Origin of the sequence: Alkalibacillus filiformis (genome assembly GCF_030814115.1) — a bacterium.
GTDB classification, from domain to species: domain Bacteria; phylum Bacillota; class Bacilli; order Bacillales; family Alkalibacillaceae; genus Alkalibacillus; species Alkalibacillus filiformis.
Genome location: NZ_JAUSUP010000001.1, coordinates 561,427 through 576,812, shown reverse-complemented (window position 1 = coordinate 576,812; position 15,386 = coordinate 561,427). Strand labels below are relative to the sequence as shown.

The window sequence follows — 15,386 nt, the reverse complement described above, 5'->3', positions numbered from 1 at the left end:
TTGGTCGTTATGTTAGGAGAACCTTTTACAAAAGCTCGAAATGTCATTCAAACATTAGAAGACAATGGTTATGAAGCGTACTTTGTTGGTGGGTCAGTTCGTGATTATTTGTTAAATGTCCCGATTGGCGATATCGATATTGCGACGAATGCAAAACCAGATGAAATGTTAAAACTATTTAAAAGAACAGTTCCGGTCGGTATTGAACATGGCACAGTACTAATATTAGATGGTGAACATGAGTTTGAAGTGACAACTTACCGAGTTGAAGGAGAATACGATGATTTTAGACGACCTGATTCGGTGGAGTTCGTACGTGATATCACATTAGACTTAAGCAGACGTGACTTTACAATTAATGCTATGGCGATGAGTTTAGATGGAGATATTATTGACCCATATGGTGGGCAAGAGCACTTATTACAAAAAGAAATACATACAGTAGGCCAACCGAAAGACCGTTTCACTGAGGACGCATTAAGAATGCTAAGAGCTGTAAGATTTGCAAGTCAATTAAACTTTAAGATTGCTCATGACGTAAACGAAGCTATTAAAGAATATGGGTCATTAATTAAATATGTTGCCGTAGAACGAATTCAAGTTGAGCTGTTTAAAATGTTTAAAGGTGTTGGTTTAAAGCAAGGCTTACATAGTCTAAATATGACTCAGCTTTATAAATCATTGCCTCTTTTCAAAGGTGAACATTCTTTAGTAAGAAGTTTAATTGAGACGGTGCAAGATCCTATTCCATTTGAAAATGTCGTGATAGCAACGCTTTCATTATTAAGTAAAGATCATGATTTGAATGACTGGGTGAAGGCATACAAACTTTCTAATAAGCTCAAAAGGGAAAGCTTGCACGTTCTCCATTGTTATGATGAATATAAACGTAAAGGAATAAGTGAAACGCTTGTATATCATGTAACACATGATTATTTTGTGCATTTTTTAGAATTAGTATTTATAATCGATCGCGAAAAGATTGAGACTAGTGAACTCACAACCCTATTTGAACAATTACCTATCCAGTCTCGTAGCGATTTAGCAGTAACAGGACATGATCTTATGAATATGTTCCCAAGTGTGCGAAAAGGTCCGTGGATTGGCGAGTATTTATCGAAAATAGAGCAACTAGTCTTACAGGGAAAACTAAAAAACAATCGAACAGAAATAGAGAGTCAGGTGAAGAGATGGAAGGAACAAGAAAGCAATTAATTAATCTTCTTTTTCAACATCGAGATCGGTACGTATCAGGTCAAGAGTTATCAGAAATTTTGAATATTTCAAGGTCTGCCATTTGGAAGCATATGAACGAATTAAAGAAATCTGGATACGAGATCGAGGCTGTTACGAATCGAGGTTATCGGATCATAAATGTTCCAGAGTCGTTATCAGAAGATGCTATTAGGTGGGGGCTTGAAACAAAGTGGCTAGGTTCAACTTTACACTATCATCCAACTGTCACTTCTACACAAAACTTAGCTCATGAATTTGCCCGCGATGGTGCTGAGCATGGCACTGTTGTTATTGCCAGTGAACAAACAAAAGGCAAAGGACGTATGAAACGTTATTGGGATTCTAAAGCTAAAGTAGGCTTGTGGTTTAGTACAGTATTAAGACCTCATTCATTAGAACCTAAAAATGCAACACAAATAACATTAGTTGCTGCTGTTGCATTAGCCAATGTCATGAAAGAGTACGGGATACCAATTAGAATTAAATGGCCGAATGACTTATTTATTGGTGATCAGAAGATGGCAGGTATTTTAACTGAAATGCAAGCAGAACAAGACCAGATCGATTATATTATTATTGGAATCGGTATGAATGTTAATCACGAAGAAGCGGATTTAGGTTCCGCTGCATTAGAACATGCAACATCGCTAAAAGTATATACAGATGAGCACTACAATTTAAATACGTTATTTAAATCAATAGCTCATGAATTTGAAATGCAATATGAACGATTTATCGAACATGGCTTCAAACCAATCAAATACGATTGGGAAGGTTATGCTTACAAAATGGGCGAATGGCTCACAGTACGAGCACAAGGCGAATGGGATGCTAAACTAATTGGCATACATGAAGACGGAGCACTTAAAGTCGTCGATGAAAAGGGTCAAGAACAGTTATTATATTCTGCAGAAATATTATGGTCTTAAAAGACTAATAGAGGTGTCTATATGAAAACGACGAAAATGTTAACTCAAAAGAAACAAGCTGGTGAAAAAATCGCGATGATCACAGCCTATGACTACCCATCTGCGAAAACGAGTGAGCAATCTGAAGTCGATATGATTTTAGTAGGCGATTCATTAGGTATGGTTGTGTTAGGTTATTCATCAACAATTCCTGTGACTGTAGATGATATGATTCATCACGGTAAGGCAGTTCGAAGAGGAGCACCAAATACATTTACAGTCGTTGACATGCCTTTTATGTCATTCAACATCTCAATAGAACAAACACTAGACCATGCGAAAAGAATGTTCCAAGAAATTGAACCTTCTGCATTAAAGTTAGAAGGTGGTCGTGAAGTTGCCGAAACGGTGAGAAGACTGACAGAATCGGGAATTCCAGTCGTAGCTCATATTGGCCTTACACCACAAACCGTTAATGTTTTAGGTGGTTATAAAGTACAAGGTAAATCAAAAGAAGATGCTAAAAAATTACTTGAAGATGCTAAAATCATGCAAGATTCAGGCGCAGTTGCACTTGTGTTAGAATGTGTTCCTGCTTCATTAGCCGGAATGATTACTGAACAGCTCGACATACCTACAATTGGTATAGGTGCTGGCGTATCTTGTGATGGACAAGTGTTAGTTTATCATGACTTACTAGAATATGGTGTTGATCGTTTAGCTAAATTTGTTAAACCATACGCTAACGTTAATGAGGTCGCAGTAGAGGGGATTTCAAAATACGTTCAAGAAGTTAAACAACAACAATTTCCAAAAGAAGAACATACTTATTCGATAAATGAAGAAACATTAAAGGGGTTATACGGGGGATCATGAAGACAATTAAGACTATAGAAGACATGCAATTAAAGCAAGATGAACTTCATAAAGAGCAAAAATCAATCGGCTTTGTCCCGACGATGGGCTATTTACATGACGGACATCTTGCTTTAATAAAAGAGGCGCGTAAAGAAAACGATATCGTGGTCGTCAGCATTTTCGTTAATCCGCTACAATTTAATCAAGCAAGTGATCTAGAACAATATCCAAGAGATTTTGAACGAGATGAGAAATTGTTAATTGAAGAGGGTGTAGATTTTGTGTTTTACCCTTCAAAAGAAGCTATGTACCCAAACCCATTGTCAATTGATCTTAGTTTAAATCAGCGTGGAGATGTGCTGTGCGGCGCAACAAGGCCTGGACATTTCGAAGGTGTGTTAATGGTTTTAACCAAATTATTTAATATTGTTAATCCGAACCGTGTTTATTTTGGTCTAAAAGACGCGCAACAAGTTGCTGTAGTCGATAGTTTAATTAACGATTTTAACTTTAATATTGAATTAGTTCCAGTTCCTACAATTCGTGAATCTGATGGCTTAGCCATGAGTAGTCGAAATGTTAACTTATCAACCTATGAACGCCAAGAAGCATATAAAATTTATCAAGCGTTATTAAAAGGTCAAAAATTAATCAAAGCAAGTAATTGGACCCGACAAAGGGTTTTAGACGAAGTTGAAAGTTTCTTGAAACATACATTGTCAGGTGAAATAGATTATGTCGATTGTTTAACATATCCTGAATTAACTCGTGAAATTACAGAAAAACATGATATAATAATTGCGGTTGCTGTAAAATATCAAAATGCAAGATTAATTGACAATATTATATTAACCCCATCAGGTGATGTGAAATATAGGAGTGAATCATAATGTATCGTACTATGTTAAATAGTAAAATCCATCGTGCTACGGTGACTGAAGCCGACTTAAATTATGTAGGTAGTATTACAATAGATGCACACCTTCTTGAACAAGTTGGTATTTTACCTCATGAGAAAGTGCAAGTTGTTAATAATAATAATGGGGAGCGCTTTGAGACCTATGTGATTGCTGGTGAAAGGCATAGTGGTGTTATTTGTTTAAATGGTGCTGCAGCAAGACGTGTTCAAAAAGGCGATACCGTCATTATTATTTCATATGTATCACTATCAAGTGATGAATTAGAAGGACATCAGCCCAAGATTGCGATTATGGATGAGGATAACCAAATCGGGGAAATTATTGTAGAAGAACCACCCCTAACTGTCTTATAACTCCCTTGGTTTAGGGAGTTATTTTTATTTTAGAATACATAGAAAGGGGGATTAAAAGTGGATCGTTATGTAATTGTTGATTTAGAAACGACAGGTCATTCTGTTAAAAAAGGTGACGAAATTATTGAAATTGGCATCGTTGTACTAGAAGGTAACGAAATTGTTGAAGAATATGCGACTAAAGTGAAACCTACAACAGATATACCTGTTTTCGTCTCGAACCTAACAGGTATTCACCATGAAGACGTAACTGATGCTCCTTATTTTAGTGAAATTATTCACGATTTAATCCCTATGTTTAAAAATAGTTATTTCGTAGCTCATCACGTGCAATTTGATTATGAGTTTTTAAATGCTTCTCTTATAGCAGCTGGGTATGAGCCATTAAACTGTTTAACGATTGATACAGTTGAGTTATCGCGCATTCTTTTTCCAAAGTCTCCTGGCTATAAATTGTCTGAGATTACTCAATATCTAGGAATAGAGCATGTTTCACCACACCGAGCATTAAGTGATGCTCATGTTACCGCATTACTATGGTTAGAAATAAAAAGTAAGTTACAACTATTGCCTTTTAAGACGTTGGAAAACTTAATTCAATTTATTCCAAGTTTACATAGTGAATTAGAGGGTTGGTTTAATGCTTTATTAGAGGCAAAACGTCATAATTATAGTCAACACCACAACTTAATTGAACAAAATGGTATGATGGTTCATCAATCGGTTGAATATCAAGTAGAACAGCCATTATTTCCAGACCATTATGAAGACTTCGTTGAGCATGTATTTGAGAATAGTCTTAAACAGAAGCGGTCGGGTCAGAAAGAAATTGCACAATTAATATATGATCAAATGTCGGCTCAAGAGAATGTTGTCATAGAAGCGGGGACTGGTTTAGGTAAAACAATTGGTTATTTAATTCCAAGTTTGTATTATGCCACTAAGAAAAGTAGGAGAACAGTTATTAGCACGAGTACGATTCAATTGCAAAATCAAGTTGTAAAAGAAACCGATCGATTATCATTGAATTTAAATCAGCCCATAACGATTTCAACTTTAAAAAGTCCAAAACATTACATTGATACTAAACGTTTTCAAATTTATTTAGACAATTTTAGTGAATTTGATAATTATGATGCCGTATTAACTTTGGCAATGATTATTGTTTGGTTAACGGAAACAAAAACAGGTGACATTGATGAGTTACACCTTCCATCAAATGGTGATAATATATGGAAATACATTAACTGTTATCACCAAAACCAACACGATGGTTCATTCTTCTATGAAGCTTTACGCCAAAGTGAACAGGCTAATTTAGTCGTTGTTAACCATGCGTTTTTATTAAATTCATCGTTATATGGTCAAGGTCGGATTCCAGAGTTTAATTATGCCATAATTGATGAGGCTCACCAATTTGAAAGTGTAGCCAGGGAACAATTTTCTAGAGATCTAAATTATGTAACAATTGTTCATTTACTTCAAGATCTTCAAAAAGTAGTTAACCATGATGTGATTGACCATGCACGTTTTTATGCTGATGCTTTCTTTAGATCGGTTTATCAGTCAGTAGAATTTTTGCATGGTGAAGATGACTTATTGACCGATACAGGAAAAGCTCAATTAACAATTGGTGAAGAGTACTTAAATTTAATGCTAAATGGAGAAATTAAAGAACACTTAAATCATTTGTTCATTTCAATTAATCATATTTTAGATGAGTTAAAAGATAAAAAATCACTTAACAAATGGCAAACCATTATTAGTAATCATGCCTTTTCAAAACTTAACGAAATGATGAACACATTCAAAGCTTTCTTTGATTCATCTGTAAATGATGTTAGGTGGATTGAAATTGATCAATATGGTGCTAAAAATGCTGCAACGCTTCATGTTGAACCAGTATCAGTTAGTCGTTACTTAGAACAATTTTATCAAAACGCAGATAGCTTTATTTTCACCAGTGCTACACTTAAAACAGGAAAGTCGTATAAGCCTTTTTTAGAAAGAACCGGTTTGCCTAAAGAAACGAATTGCCAAACATTCGCCTCACCATTTAATTATGAACAACAGGCGAAAGTTTTAATTCCAAATAACATACCTGATGTATCGAAAACTAAAGTTAATCATTATACAGGTTATGTGGCTGACTTTATCGAACGATACACTACTCAAGTTAATGGGAAAATGTTGGTTTTATTCACCTCTTATGACATGCTTCGAATCGTTTTCAAACATTTAAAGCGGATGAAATCGCTTGATGGTTATACGATTGTCGGACAAGGTGTATCAACAGGCAGTCGGGATAAATTGAAAAAGATGTTCGAAACAGAAGACAAGGTTGTTTTATTAGGGACAAATTCCTTCTGGGAAGGTATTGATTTAGTTGATGACAACAACTCAAAAACCGTATGTCTCGTTAGATTACCTTTTGAAACGCCGACGAATCCATTCATATTAGCGAAGACTGAAGAGTTGGAAATGAGTAATTACAATGTGTTTCAACACTTAGCATTGCCAATTGCGATTCAAAGGTTTAGACAAGCATTTGGAAGAATCATTAGAGATGAACAAGACAAAGGGGCTTTCATCATCCTTGACCAGCGCATTATGAAGAAAGGATATGGCAAACAATTTTTAAATTCATTGCCAGAGACCCCAGTAATTCATGATGATCTAACTTCTATTATTAATCATGCAAAAAAATGGCTTTCATAATCAGATGCCCTTTTACAAAATATATGGGTTAGATGTTTGATTAAATAATGGATAGGTGTTGACATCATGACCATTTGGCTTAAATTGTTTTTCGTGAGCGTTTTGTTAACGAGCTCAACCATGAGTTCTGTTACAGAAAGAGAATTAATATTTACACCGATTGATTCTGGTGATATGGCCATTTTACATTTGAATGGTGATGAAATGTTCCTGATCAATACAGGTGATGAAGAAAGTTTGAAGTCCGTTGAAAATACATTGAATCAATGGCCTGATAAGAAGTTGAAAGGTATTCTAATTACTTCATCTAAATCGGAAAACTGTGGAAACTTAGAAAAGATATCAAAATCTCGAGATGTTGAACAAATTTATGTTTCTAATGAAAATGAGATGGTTTGTAGTTTATCGAATGAAGATTATAACGTCTTTTCACTTAAACAACAAAACGTCATTGCTTTAAGTAATGATTTTTATATTAAGTATATCGCTAAAGAAAATAGTGAAAATGGTAACATTGTTTTATCGAATGATGTTTTTTCTGTTTATTGGTATGAAACAGACCAAAAGCTTAACGGTGAACTGAAAGGGAAAGTTCAATTGATTTATATTCCATCTTATATAAGTGCTAATATGATCCAACATGATGAGATTAATAAAATTGACCCGCAAATGGCAATTATCAATGAAAAGAACGATCCGCAGCGCAACCGTCAAATGCATGACTTATTTCAAGAATCTTGGGTGGAGACGTATTTTTTAAAGAAGTTTATCGCTATTCACATATCGATTTATGATGGTGATTATGATGTTTATTTAGAACGGTTAAACAAATGATGAGTAAATAAAGCGATTGCTCTTTGGTGGAGAGCAATCGTTTAAGTTTTGTAATTGAACCTTCAAAAGTTTTTCTCAAAAAATGTCTAAAAAACAGTAAAAACTTGTTATAATGAAGAAGTCATGTAACAATAATAACTAGTTTTTAATTTAATGAAGAGGATGAGTATGGTTGTCGCTAAAACATTTTTTTAGCAATAAAATTGTATTATTAGTCATAACTGTGCTTGCCATTTCAATGATGATCGCAGTTATTCTATTTTCTTATTTTTATTTTGAAATTCAAGGCTCGCATAATGAGGAGCAAAGGACATATTCAAATATTGCTGTCGACCACTCACCGATTGAAACTATTGAAGAAGATTATCATTATAATGGAGAACAATCTTACACTGTAGTTGAAGGTATTGGAGATGGAGAGCGGTATTTTACATTTGTTCCAAAGAAAGAGAATCTAGAAGAAGATGACATAAGTTGGGTTCTTGAAAATGAAGGCGCCTCTAAAGAGGATATTCTATCTGAATGGCAACAAGACTGCTCAAATTGTAAACTATTACATATAACACCTGGTATTATGAATGATCGAACGATTTGGGAAGTCGTATTTGAAGATGATGACCGCATGTATTTTAGAACTTATTTATTCGAAACAGGCGAGCTTTATGACTCGATATCTTTTAGTAAAAATTAATAAGGAGAGATCCATATGGAATTAGCAGATCGTGTACAATCGTTAACCCCTTCAACAACTTTAGCTATCACATCTAAAGCTAAAGCCTTAAAAGCTGAAGGTCATGATGTGATAGGATTAGGTGCTGGTGAACCAGATTTTAACACGCCTCAGTATATTTTAGATGCTGCTAAAGAAGCAATGGAAGAAGGAAAAACTAAGTATACAGCATCTGGGGGCCTTCCTGAGCTTAAGGAAGCTATTATTAACAAGTTTAAGCGTGACCAAGGTATTGATTATCATAATAATGAAATTATCGTGACGACAGGGGCAAAACATGCCTTATACACGTTATTCCAAGTGCTATTAAACCGTGGTGATGAAGTGATCGTCCCAATTCCATATTGGGTAAGCTATCCAGAACAGATTAAACTAGCAGAAGGTCAACCAGTATATGTAAAAGCTTCTGAAGATAACAGCTTTAAGATTACACCAAAACAATTAGAAGAGTCGATTACTGAATATACAAAAGCTGTTGTTCTTAACTCACCAAGTAATCCGACAGGTGTTTTATATACAGCAGATGAATTAAAAGCACTAGGAGAAGTAGCATTAAAACATAACATTTTTATCGTATCTGATGAGATCTATGAAAAGTTAATATATGGGGAAAAAGAACATGTTTCGGTTGCGCAACTGTCTGATGAACTAAAAGAACAGACCATTATTATTAATGGTGTGAGTAAATCCCACTCAATGACAGGATGGAGAATTGGTTATGCAGCTGGTAATCAAACGATTATTCAAGCGATGACGAATTTAGCATCCCATGCAACATCAAATCCAACTTCAATTGCTCAATATGCTGCTATTGCTGCATATAACCATTCTGAAGAAGAAATTGATCAAATGAAGGTAGCTTTTGAAGAACGCTTAAATAAGTTGTATAATTGGTTGTTGGAAATTCCTAATGTAACATGTGTTAAGCCAGATGGCGCGTTCTACCTATTCCCAAATGTAAAAAAGGTTGTTGAACAATCACCGTTTGATTCAGTAGATGAATGGGTCAAACAACTGTTAGAAGAAGAAAAGCTAGCAATAGTACCTGGGTCAGGTTTTGGTGCAGAAGATAATGTAAGATTATCTTATGCAACATCTTTAGATCAATTAGAAGAAGCAGCAACTAGATTAAAACGTTTTGTCGAGAAGTATAGTTAGGAGGAAACATTTTGAAAACAACAATAGGAAATGTTCATAAACACGTAAATGAAACAGTCACAATAGGTGTGTGGCTACATAATAAACGCTCAAGTGGTAAAATTGCATTTTTACAACTAAGAGATGGTTCAGGCTTCATTCAAGGTGTCGTTGCTAAGGCAGCTGTATCAGAAGAAGCTTTTGAGTTATCGAAAAATTTAACACAAGAAACGTCACTTTACGTTACAGGTGAAGTAGTAGAAGATGCACGTAGCCCATTGGGATATGAGTTACAAGTGTCTGATTTAGAAGTGATTCAAGAAGCGGTTGACTATCCAATTACTCCAAAAGAGCATGGTACTGAGTTTTTAATGGACCACCGTCACTTATGGTTACGTTCAACGAAACAACATGCGATTATGAAAGTACGTAACGAAATTATTCGTTCCACATTTGAATTTTTTAATAAAGAAGGGTTCGTTAAAATTGATGCACCAATTCTAACTGGTGCATCTGCAGAAGGTACAACAGAGCTTTTCCATACAAAGTATTTTGATGAGGATGCATACCTTTCACAAAGTGGACAATTATACATGGAAGCAGCTGCAATGGCACTAGGTCGTGTTTTTTCATTCGGTCCGACATTCCGTGCTGAGAAATCTAAAACGAGAAGACATTTAATTGAGTTTTGGATGATTGAACCTGAGATGGCTTTCATGGATCATGAAGAAAGTCTGCAAGTACAAGAAGAGTATGTATCATACGTTGTTCAATCAGTACTTGAAAATTGCAAAGTTGAATTAGGAACATTAGAAAGAGATTTAACGCAATTAGAAAAGATTAAAGCGCCATTCCCTAGAATTACGTATACCGAGGCGATTCAATTCTTAAAAGATCAAGGCTTCGATGACATTGATTGGGGAGATGACTTCGGTGCACCACATGAAACAGCAATTGCAGAAGCTCATGACAAACCGGTGTTTATTACTCATTTCCCTGTTGAAATTAAAGCGTTCTACATGAAGCCAGATCCGGACAACCCGGATGTTGCCTTGTGTGCTGACTTAATTGCACCTGAAGGTTACGGTGAAATCATTGGTGGTTCAGAGCGTATTGATGATTATGAATTAATGGCTGAGCGTTACAAAGAACACGAACTTGATGGGCCAGCATATGAATGGTACTTACAGCTACGCCAATACGGCTCAGTTCCACATTCAGGTTTCGGCTTAGGATTAGAGCGAACAGTTGCATGGATTACAGGAATTGAACATATTCGTGAAACAATTCCTTTCCCACGCTTATTAAATCGTTTATACCCATAGAACTTACATGATGACTCAATTTGATTGAGTCATCTTTTCTATTCAAACTTAAGGGAGAGATTGTTATGGAATTACCATTTTCCTATCAAAGACTTTTAACTGAACAAATTAATATCCCGAGTAAACTGTTAAACGATTACAATGAGCTTGGTTTGAACGAAGAAGATTTGATGGTTGTTTTACACGTTATGAACTTACAAAAATCAGGCGAGTTATTACCGTCATTTGAGCAAATCGCGAGCCATATGACGATCAATGCAAATGAAGTTGCTAATGTACTTAAGAAATTAAAAAACAATAACTATTTACAAATCGAACAAATAACGGATGAACAAAACGGGCAACACGAATGGTATTGTTTATCACCATTGTTTGAATCACTCTTTGAGGTTGAACAAGAGTCAACGCAGGAAGAAGAGGGTAAATTGTTTCAGTTATTTGAACAAGAGTTTGCTCGCACTTTATCACCGATTGAAATTGAAACCGTTAGTTATTGGTTAGATGAAGATCAATTTAAACCGCCTTTAATAAAGGCAGCATTACGTGAGGCAGTTCTCATGGGGAAGCTCAATTTCCGTTATATTGATCGTATTTTGAATGAGTGGAAGAAAAAAGGCGTTCGATCTGTTAATGATGTTAAGCAATCATCTCAGCAAAAACAAAATCAACAACAAGCACCAAAAGAAAAGCGTGATACATCTGTTTATTATAATTGGTTAGAAGAATAGTGGGGAGGGGTAAAGGTGTTAACGAAAAAAGATATTCGTTTTACTTTAGATACGTTAGCAGAGATGTACCCAGATGCAGATTGTGAATTGACGCATGATAATGAACTCGAGTTATTAATTGCTGTTGTTTTATCAGCACAAGCTACAGATGCATTAGTCAACAAAGTAACACCGGGTTTATTTGCTAAATATAAGACACCAGAAGACTATGTGAATGTTTCATTAGAAGAGTTACAACATGATATAAAAAGAATAGGACTTTACAGAAATAAAGCTAAAAATATTCGTAAATTATGTGCTGATTTAATTGAAAAATATGACGGAAAAGTACCTGACGACTATGATGCGTTAATTAATTTAGCTGGTGTTGGTCGCAAAACTGCAAACGTCGTCATATCAGTTGCATTCGGACAGCCTGCAATAGCAGTTGATACGCACGTTGAGCGTGTGTCGAAGAGGTTAGGTATTTGTCGTTGGAAGGATTCCGTTTTAGAAGTAGAGAAGACGTTAATGCGCAAGCTACCTGAAGAGGAGTGGAGTGCAACCCATCATCGTATGATCTTCTTTGGACGTTATCATTGTCAGGCGAAAACACCAAATTGTCCTGAATGTCCTTTATTAGACATTTGTCGTGAAGGTCAGAAGCGAATGAAGAAAAGGGGCTAACACTATGAATGTGGAGGAAATCGAAAGTAAGTTCTCAAGCTGGGAAGAGGTCTCTACTCACGTAGAGGAGTTAGCTGAAACTAGACAGTTTAAAGAAACGAAGAGTTATGTCTTAAGCTATTTGGATCAATTAAAACAAATCATATTGTTATGTAATCAATTAGATACTTCTAATGTTTATGAAGATTGTTCTCATTTTGACCAGTTACAATACGCACCGATCAATGTAGGGGAGCGATTAGAGTTTGTTGAGACAAGGTGTCACCATCGCCACGGTTACATTCAGTTGAATGAAATGTATAAAGAGATGAAGAAGAAGTTTGCGATTGCTAAATTAAAAGCTAATTAAAAAGGCTAGTGTCAACTCAATTGACACTAGCCTTAAATTATTTATTCTTCTTCGTTTTCAGGATCTTCATTTTCTGGATCATCTTCTATAGGCGTCTCAAATTCATCATCATCGTCTTCATCATCACCTTCATCATCATCACCTTCGCCTTGATCTCCATCATCAGTTCCATCATCATCGTTACCATTGCCGTTATCGTTGCCATCACCATCACCGTTTCTGTTGTCCTCACCTGGTTCATCTTCTTCAGGAGGTTCTTCTTCGTCTTCATCTTCACCGAAGAAGTCGTCCCAGAAGTCGGATTCTTCATCAGGAATATCGATTGACTCTGAAATAGGGTCGCTACGATTTTCATCATTATCAGCATCGTAAGCAACAATTTCAAACGTATAAGTTTCACCGAGTTCAACATCTGTAAATGTGTAGTCGAAATCTGATAGATCAATTTGGTCAATTTCGCTACCGTTTTCACTGATCGTTAATTCAAACTCAATGTCGCGGTCTTGAGAGCCAGGGTGACTCCATGAAGCTTCAATAATTTGCTCTTCTTCATCGAAATTTAGGTTAAGTGATTCAGCTGGTTCAACCATATCGTATTCATCAGATGTTTCAGAAGGTTCATTCCCTCTTACGAAAAGCTCCGTTACAATTTGATCATCTGGTGTAAATTCACTCGGTAACATCGCTGGACGAGAACCTCTTTCAATATCGACTTCAACAACTGAATCAGGTCTTGAGAAGTCTGAAATGTCAGCACCACTTGAAAGGTGATCTACCATGCTTTGGAACATCGGCCTTGTACGGGTTTGCACCTCTTCGCCGTTCTCGTAAGAAGGATAGCCATTCCAAACTGAAACTGTAAAATCAGTTGTATATCCGACTAACCAAGAGTCAAAATGTTCATTTGTCCCTGTTTTAGCAGCAACGGGTAAACCACCAAAGTTTAAACCGCTAGCAGTTCCATTATGATGTGCAATCGTATCCTTTAACATATCACTAATCATGTAAGCCGTATAATCAGACATGACTGGCTCTCCTTGGCGATCAACTTCCATCGTCTGACCGTCTCTAAATTCGATCATTTTAATCGTGTGTGGTTCATTATAAACACCTTCATTACCAAAGGCAGCGAAAGCTCCAGCCATTTCATAAGGGTTAGTTTGAATATCATTCACACCACCGATAGGGTATGATTCAGCTACACTATTTTCAATTGAAGAAATACCAAGTGACCTTGCGAACTCTCCAGCTTCAGTTCGGTCAATTTCATCACGAACATTTTGTACTGCCGGAACGTTCAATGAGCGATATAAGGCTTCACGCATTGTGACCCAACCGTAATAATGACCACCAAAGTTACTGAAAGGATCTTCGTCAGCTTCGGCCCACGAATAATAAGCCTCAGATTGAGTGTCGTTATATTGATGATAAGTGGAAAACTGATTTTGCTCGATAGCAGGCCCAAAGCTTACAACTGGCTTAATGGCTGAACCAGGTCCACGAGTACTGTCTGTAGCAAAGTTAAAACCACGGAAGTCATCTTTGTTTCTTCCTCCACCTATTGCTAGCACTTCACCTGTCGTTGTGTCCATTGCAACAACAGCTGCTTCTTGGCCTTCAGGATGATCAATTGGTCCTTCAGCACTTAATAAATATTCCACATGTTCTTGAGCATTTGGGTCTAACGTTGTATGGATCGTTAAACCTGCAGTATACAAGTTCATGTCATCATCATCGATTAATGTTTCAGCTTCATCATATACAGTTTCAATAAAGGCTGAGTATTTAAGTTCACTTTCGTAGTTTTCTTGAATCATATCTTCAATGGCAACATTTTTAGCTTCTTCAGCTTCTTCTTCAGTAATCTTTTCGTGTCTTACCATTAAATTTAATACAGTATTTCTTCTTTCTTCAGCAAGATCAGGATTTTCGATAGGATTGTATGCGTTTGGACGTTGTGGCATACCAGCTAACAATGCAGCTTCCTCTAACGTTAGATCGTTAAGGTCATCCTTACCGAAGTAAACTTCTGCTGCTTTTTGAACCCCGTAAATACCATTACTGTAATAAATTTTATTTAAATACATCATTAAAATTTGTTCTTTTGAATACTCACGTTCTAATTGTAGTGCTAGATATTGTTCTTGGACTTTACGTTCCATTCTTTTGTCATTTGTCAGAAGGAAGTTTTTAATTACTTGTTGTGTAATCGTACTAGCACCTTGTGAACCGAATCCGCCTGTTATGTTTGCCATAACCGCTCCACCAATGCGTCGCATGTCAATCCCACTATGATCGTAGAATCTGACGTCTTCAGCAGCTAGTACAGCATCTTCCATAATAGGCGATAAGTCTTCATAATCAATAATCGTTCGATTTTCAGCTGCCAAATCAGCTACTTCATTGCCATCTCGATCTAAAATCGTTGTACTAGCAGGTACTTCTAATTCTTCAGCCGTTAATTCAGGTGCATTACTTATATAGGAATATAAAACACCTAAACCAATTACAAATGTTACGAGTCCGATAATTAGTAGACTAATAAAGACTTTTTTCCAGTTTATTTTTCTATTTTGTTTTTTGCTTTGTTTTTTAGCTTTACGACTTTTAACTTGTTCAGTCAT

Annotated in this window: 14 protein-coding genes; 13 read left to right on the top strand and 1 reads right to left on the bottom strand. The window is 36.0% G+C overall.

The genetic code is table 11. The annotated features are described in order from the left end of the window. The first annotated feature begins 9 nt into the window (after nt 1-9). From J2R98_RS03165 to J2R98_RS03105, 13 genes are all read left to right on the top strand, one after another. On the top strand, nt 10-1,215 hold the full coding sequence (locus tag J2R98_RS03165) for a CCA tRNA nucleotidyltransferase (protein ID WP_307066046.1): 1,206 nt from the start codon (nt 10-12) through the stop codon (nt 1,213-1,215). After that, the gene (locus J2R98_RS03160; protein WP_307066044.1) at nt 1,191-2,165 is read left to right on the top strand and encodes a biotin--[acetyl-CoA-carboxylase] ligase; all 975 of its coding nucleotides are present in this window, start codon (nt 1,191-1,193) and stop codon (nt 2,163-2,165) included. The genes J2R98_RS03165 and J2R98_RS03160 overlap by 25 nt, the downstream gene beginning before the upstream one ends. Before the next feature lie 21 nt (nt 2,166-2,186). After that, nucleotides 2,187-3,020, top strand: a complete 834-nt coding sequence (gene panB, locus J2R98_RS03155) for a 3-methyl-2-oxobutanoate hydroxymethyltransferase (protein WP_307066042.1) — start codon at nt 2,187-2,189, stop codon at nt 3,018-3,020. After that, a complete protein-coding gene (panC, locus tag J2R98_RS03150; protein WP_307066040.1) occupies nt 3,017-3,892 on the top strand; it encodes a pantoate--beta-alanine ligase in 876 nt (291 codons plus the stop codon). Before panB ends, panC begins: the two co-directional genes overlap by 4 nt. Continuing rightward, entirely contained in the window at nt 3,892-4,275 is a 384-nt protein-coding gene (gene panD, locus J2R98_RS03145; protein WP_307066038.1) for an aspartate 1-decarboxylase, read from the top strand. Before panC ends, panD begins: the two co-directional genes overlap by 1 nt. 57 nt (nt 4,276-4,332) lie before the next feature. Beyond that, nucleotides 4,333-6,993, top strand: a complete 2,661-nt coding sequence (locus J2R98_RS03140) for a helicase C-terminal domain-containing protein (protein WP_307066036.1) — start codon at nt 4,333-4,335, stop codon at nt 6,991-6,993. A gap of 66 nt (nt 6,994-7,059) precedes the next feature. Then, the gene (locus J2R98_RS03135; RefSeq protein WP_307066033.1) at nt 7,060-7,827 is read left to right on the top strand and encodes a hypothetical protein; all 768 of its coding nucleotides are present in this window, start codon (nt 7,060-7,062) and stop codon (nt 7,825-7,827) included. Between the two features lie 172 nt (nt 7,828-7,999). Beyond that, nucleotides 8,000-8,518, top strand: coding sequence for a hypothetical protein (locus J2R98_RS03130; RefSeq protein WP_307066031.1), 519 nt, complete (start codon nt 8,000-8,002; stop codon nt 8,516-8,518). A 15-nt stretch (nt 8,519-8,533) separates the two neighbouring features. Further along, nucleotides 8,534-9,715: a pyridoxal phosphate-dependent aminotransferase gene (locus J2R98_RS03125; protein ID WP_307066029.1), complete on the top strand. Its 1,182-nt coding sequence runs from the start codon at nt 8,534-8,536 to the stop codon at nt 9,713-9,715. Between the two features lie 8 nt (nt 9,716-9,723). After that, complete coding sequence (gene asnS, locus J2R98_RS03120) at nt 9,724-11,019, top strand: asparagine--tRNA ligase (protein ID WP_307066906.1); 1,296 nt, start codon at nt 9,724-9,726, stop codon at nt 11,017-11,019. A gap of 65 nt (nt 11,020-11,084) precedes the next feature. Beyond that, nucleotides 11,085-11,747, top strand: coding sequence for a DnaD domain protein (locus J2R98_RS03115; protein ID WP_307066027.1), 663 nt, complete (start codon nt 11,085-11,087; stop codon nt 11,745-11,747). Between the two features lie 15 nt (nt 11,748-11,762). After that, nucleotides 11,763-12,413 (top strand): endonuclease III, encoded by a 651-nt coding sequence (gene nth / locus J2R98_RS03110; RefSeq protein WP_307066025.1) that lies wholly within the window; start codon nt 11,763-11,765, stop codon nt 12,411-12,413. A gap of 4 nt (nt 12,414-12,417) precedes the next feature. Continuing rightward, nucleotides 12,418-12,762, top strand: coding sequence for a YpoC family protein (locus J2R98_RS03105; protein ID WP_307066024.1), 345 nt, complete (start codon nt 12,418-12,420; stop codon nt 12,760-12,762). Nucleotides 12,763-12,803: 41 nt separating this feature from the next. On the opposite strand, the gene J2R98_RS03100 is transcribed toward J2R98_RS03105, so the two are convergent. Continuing rightward, nucleotides 12,804-15,386 carry a transglycosylase domain-containing protein gene (locus J2R98_RS03100; RefSeq protein WP_307066022.1) on the bottom strand — a complete coding sequence of 861 codons (2,583 nt, stop codon included), beginning with the start codon at nt 15,384-15,386 and terminating at the stop codon, nt 12,804-12,806.

Excerpts from the sequence above, each read along its gene's own strand:
- panC (WP_307066040.1), top strand. The coding sequence starts at position 3,017 with ATGAAGACAATTAAGACTATAGAAGACATGCAATTAAAGCAAGATGAA.
- J2R98_RS03135 (WP_307066033.1), top strand. The coding sequence starts at position 7,060 with ATGACCATTTGGCTTAAATTGTTTTTCGTGAGCGTTTTGTTAACGAGC.
- J2R98_RS03105 (WP_307066024.1), top strand. The coding sequence starts at position 12,418 with ATGAATGTGGAGGAAATCGAAAGTAAGTTCTCAAGCTGGGAAGAGGTC.
- J2R98_RS03100 (WP_307066022.1), bottom strand. The coding sequence starts at position 15,386 with ATGACTGAACAAGTTAAAAGTCGTAAAGCTAAAAAACAAAGCAAAAAA.
- J2R98_RS03165 (WP_307066046.1), top strand. The coding sequence starts at position 10 with ATGTTAGGAGAACCTTTTACAAAAGCTCGAAATGTCATTCAAACATTA.
- J2R98_RS03115 (WP_307066027.1), top strand. The coding sequence starts at position 11,085 with ATGGAATTACCATTTTCCTATCAAAGACTTTTAACTGAACAAATTAAT.
- J2R98_RS03160 (WP_307066044.1), top strand. The coding sequence starts at position 1,191 with ATGGAAGGAACAAGAAAGCAATTAATTAATCTTCTTTTTCAACATCGA.
- J2R98_RS03125 (WP_307066029.1), top strand. The coding sequence starts at position 8,534 with ATGGAATTAGCAGATCGTGTACAATCGTTAACCCCTTCAACAACTTTA.
- panD (WP_307066038.1), top strand. The coding sequence starts at position 3,892 with ATGTATCGTACTATGTTAAATAGTAAAATCCATCGTGCTACGGTGACT.
- panB (WP_307066042.1), top strand. The coding sequence starts at position 2,187 with ATGAAAACGACGAAAATGTTAACTCAAAAGAAACAAGCTGGTGAAAAA.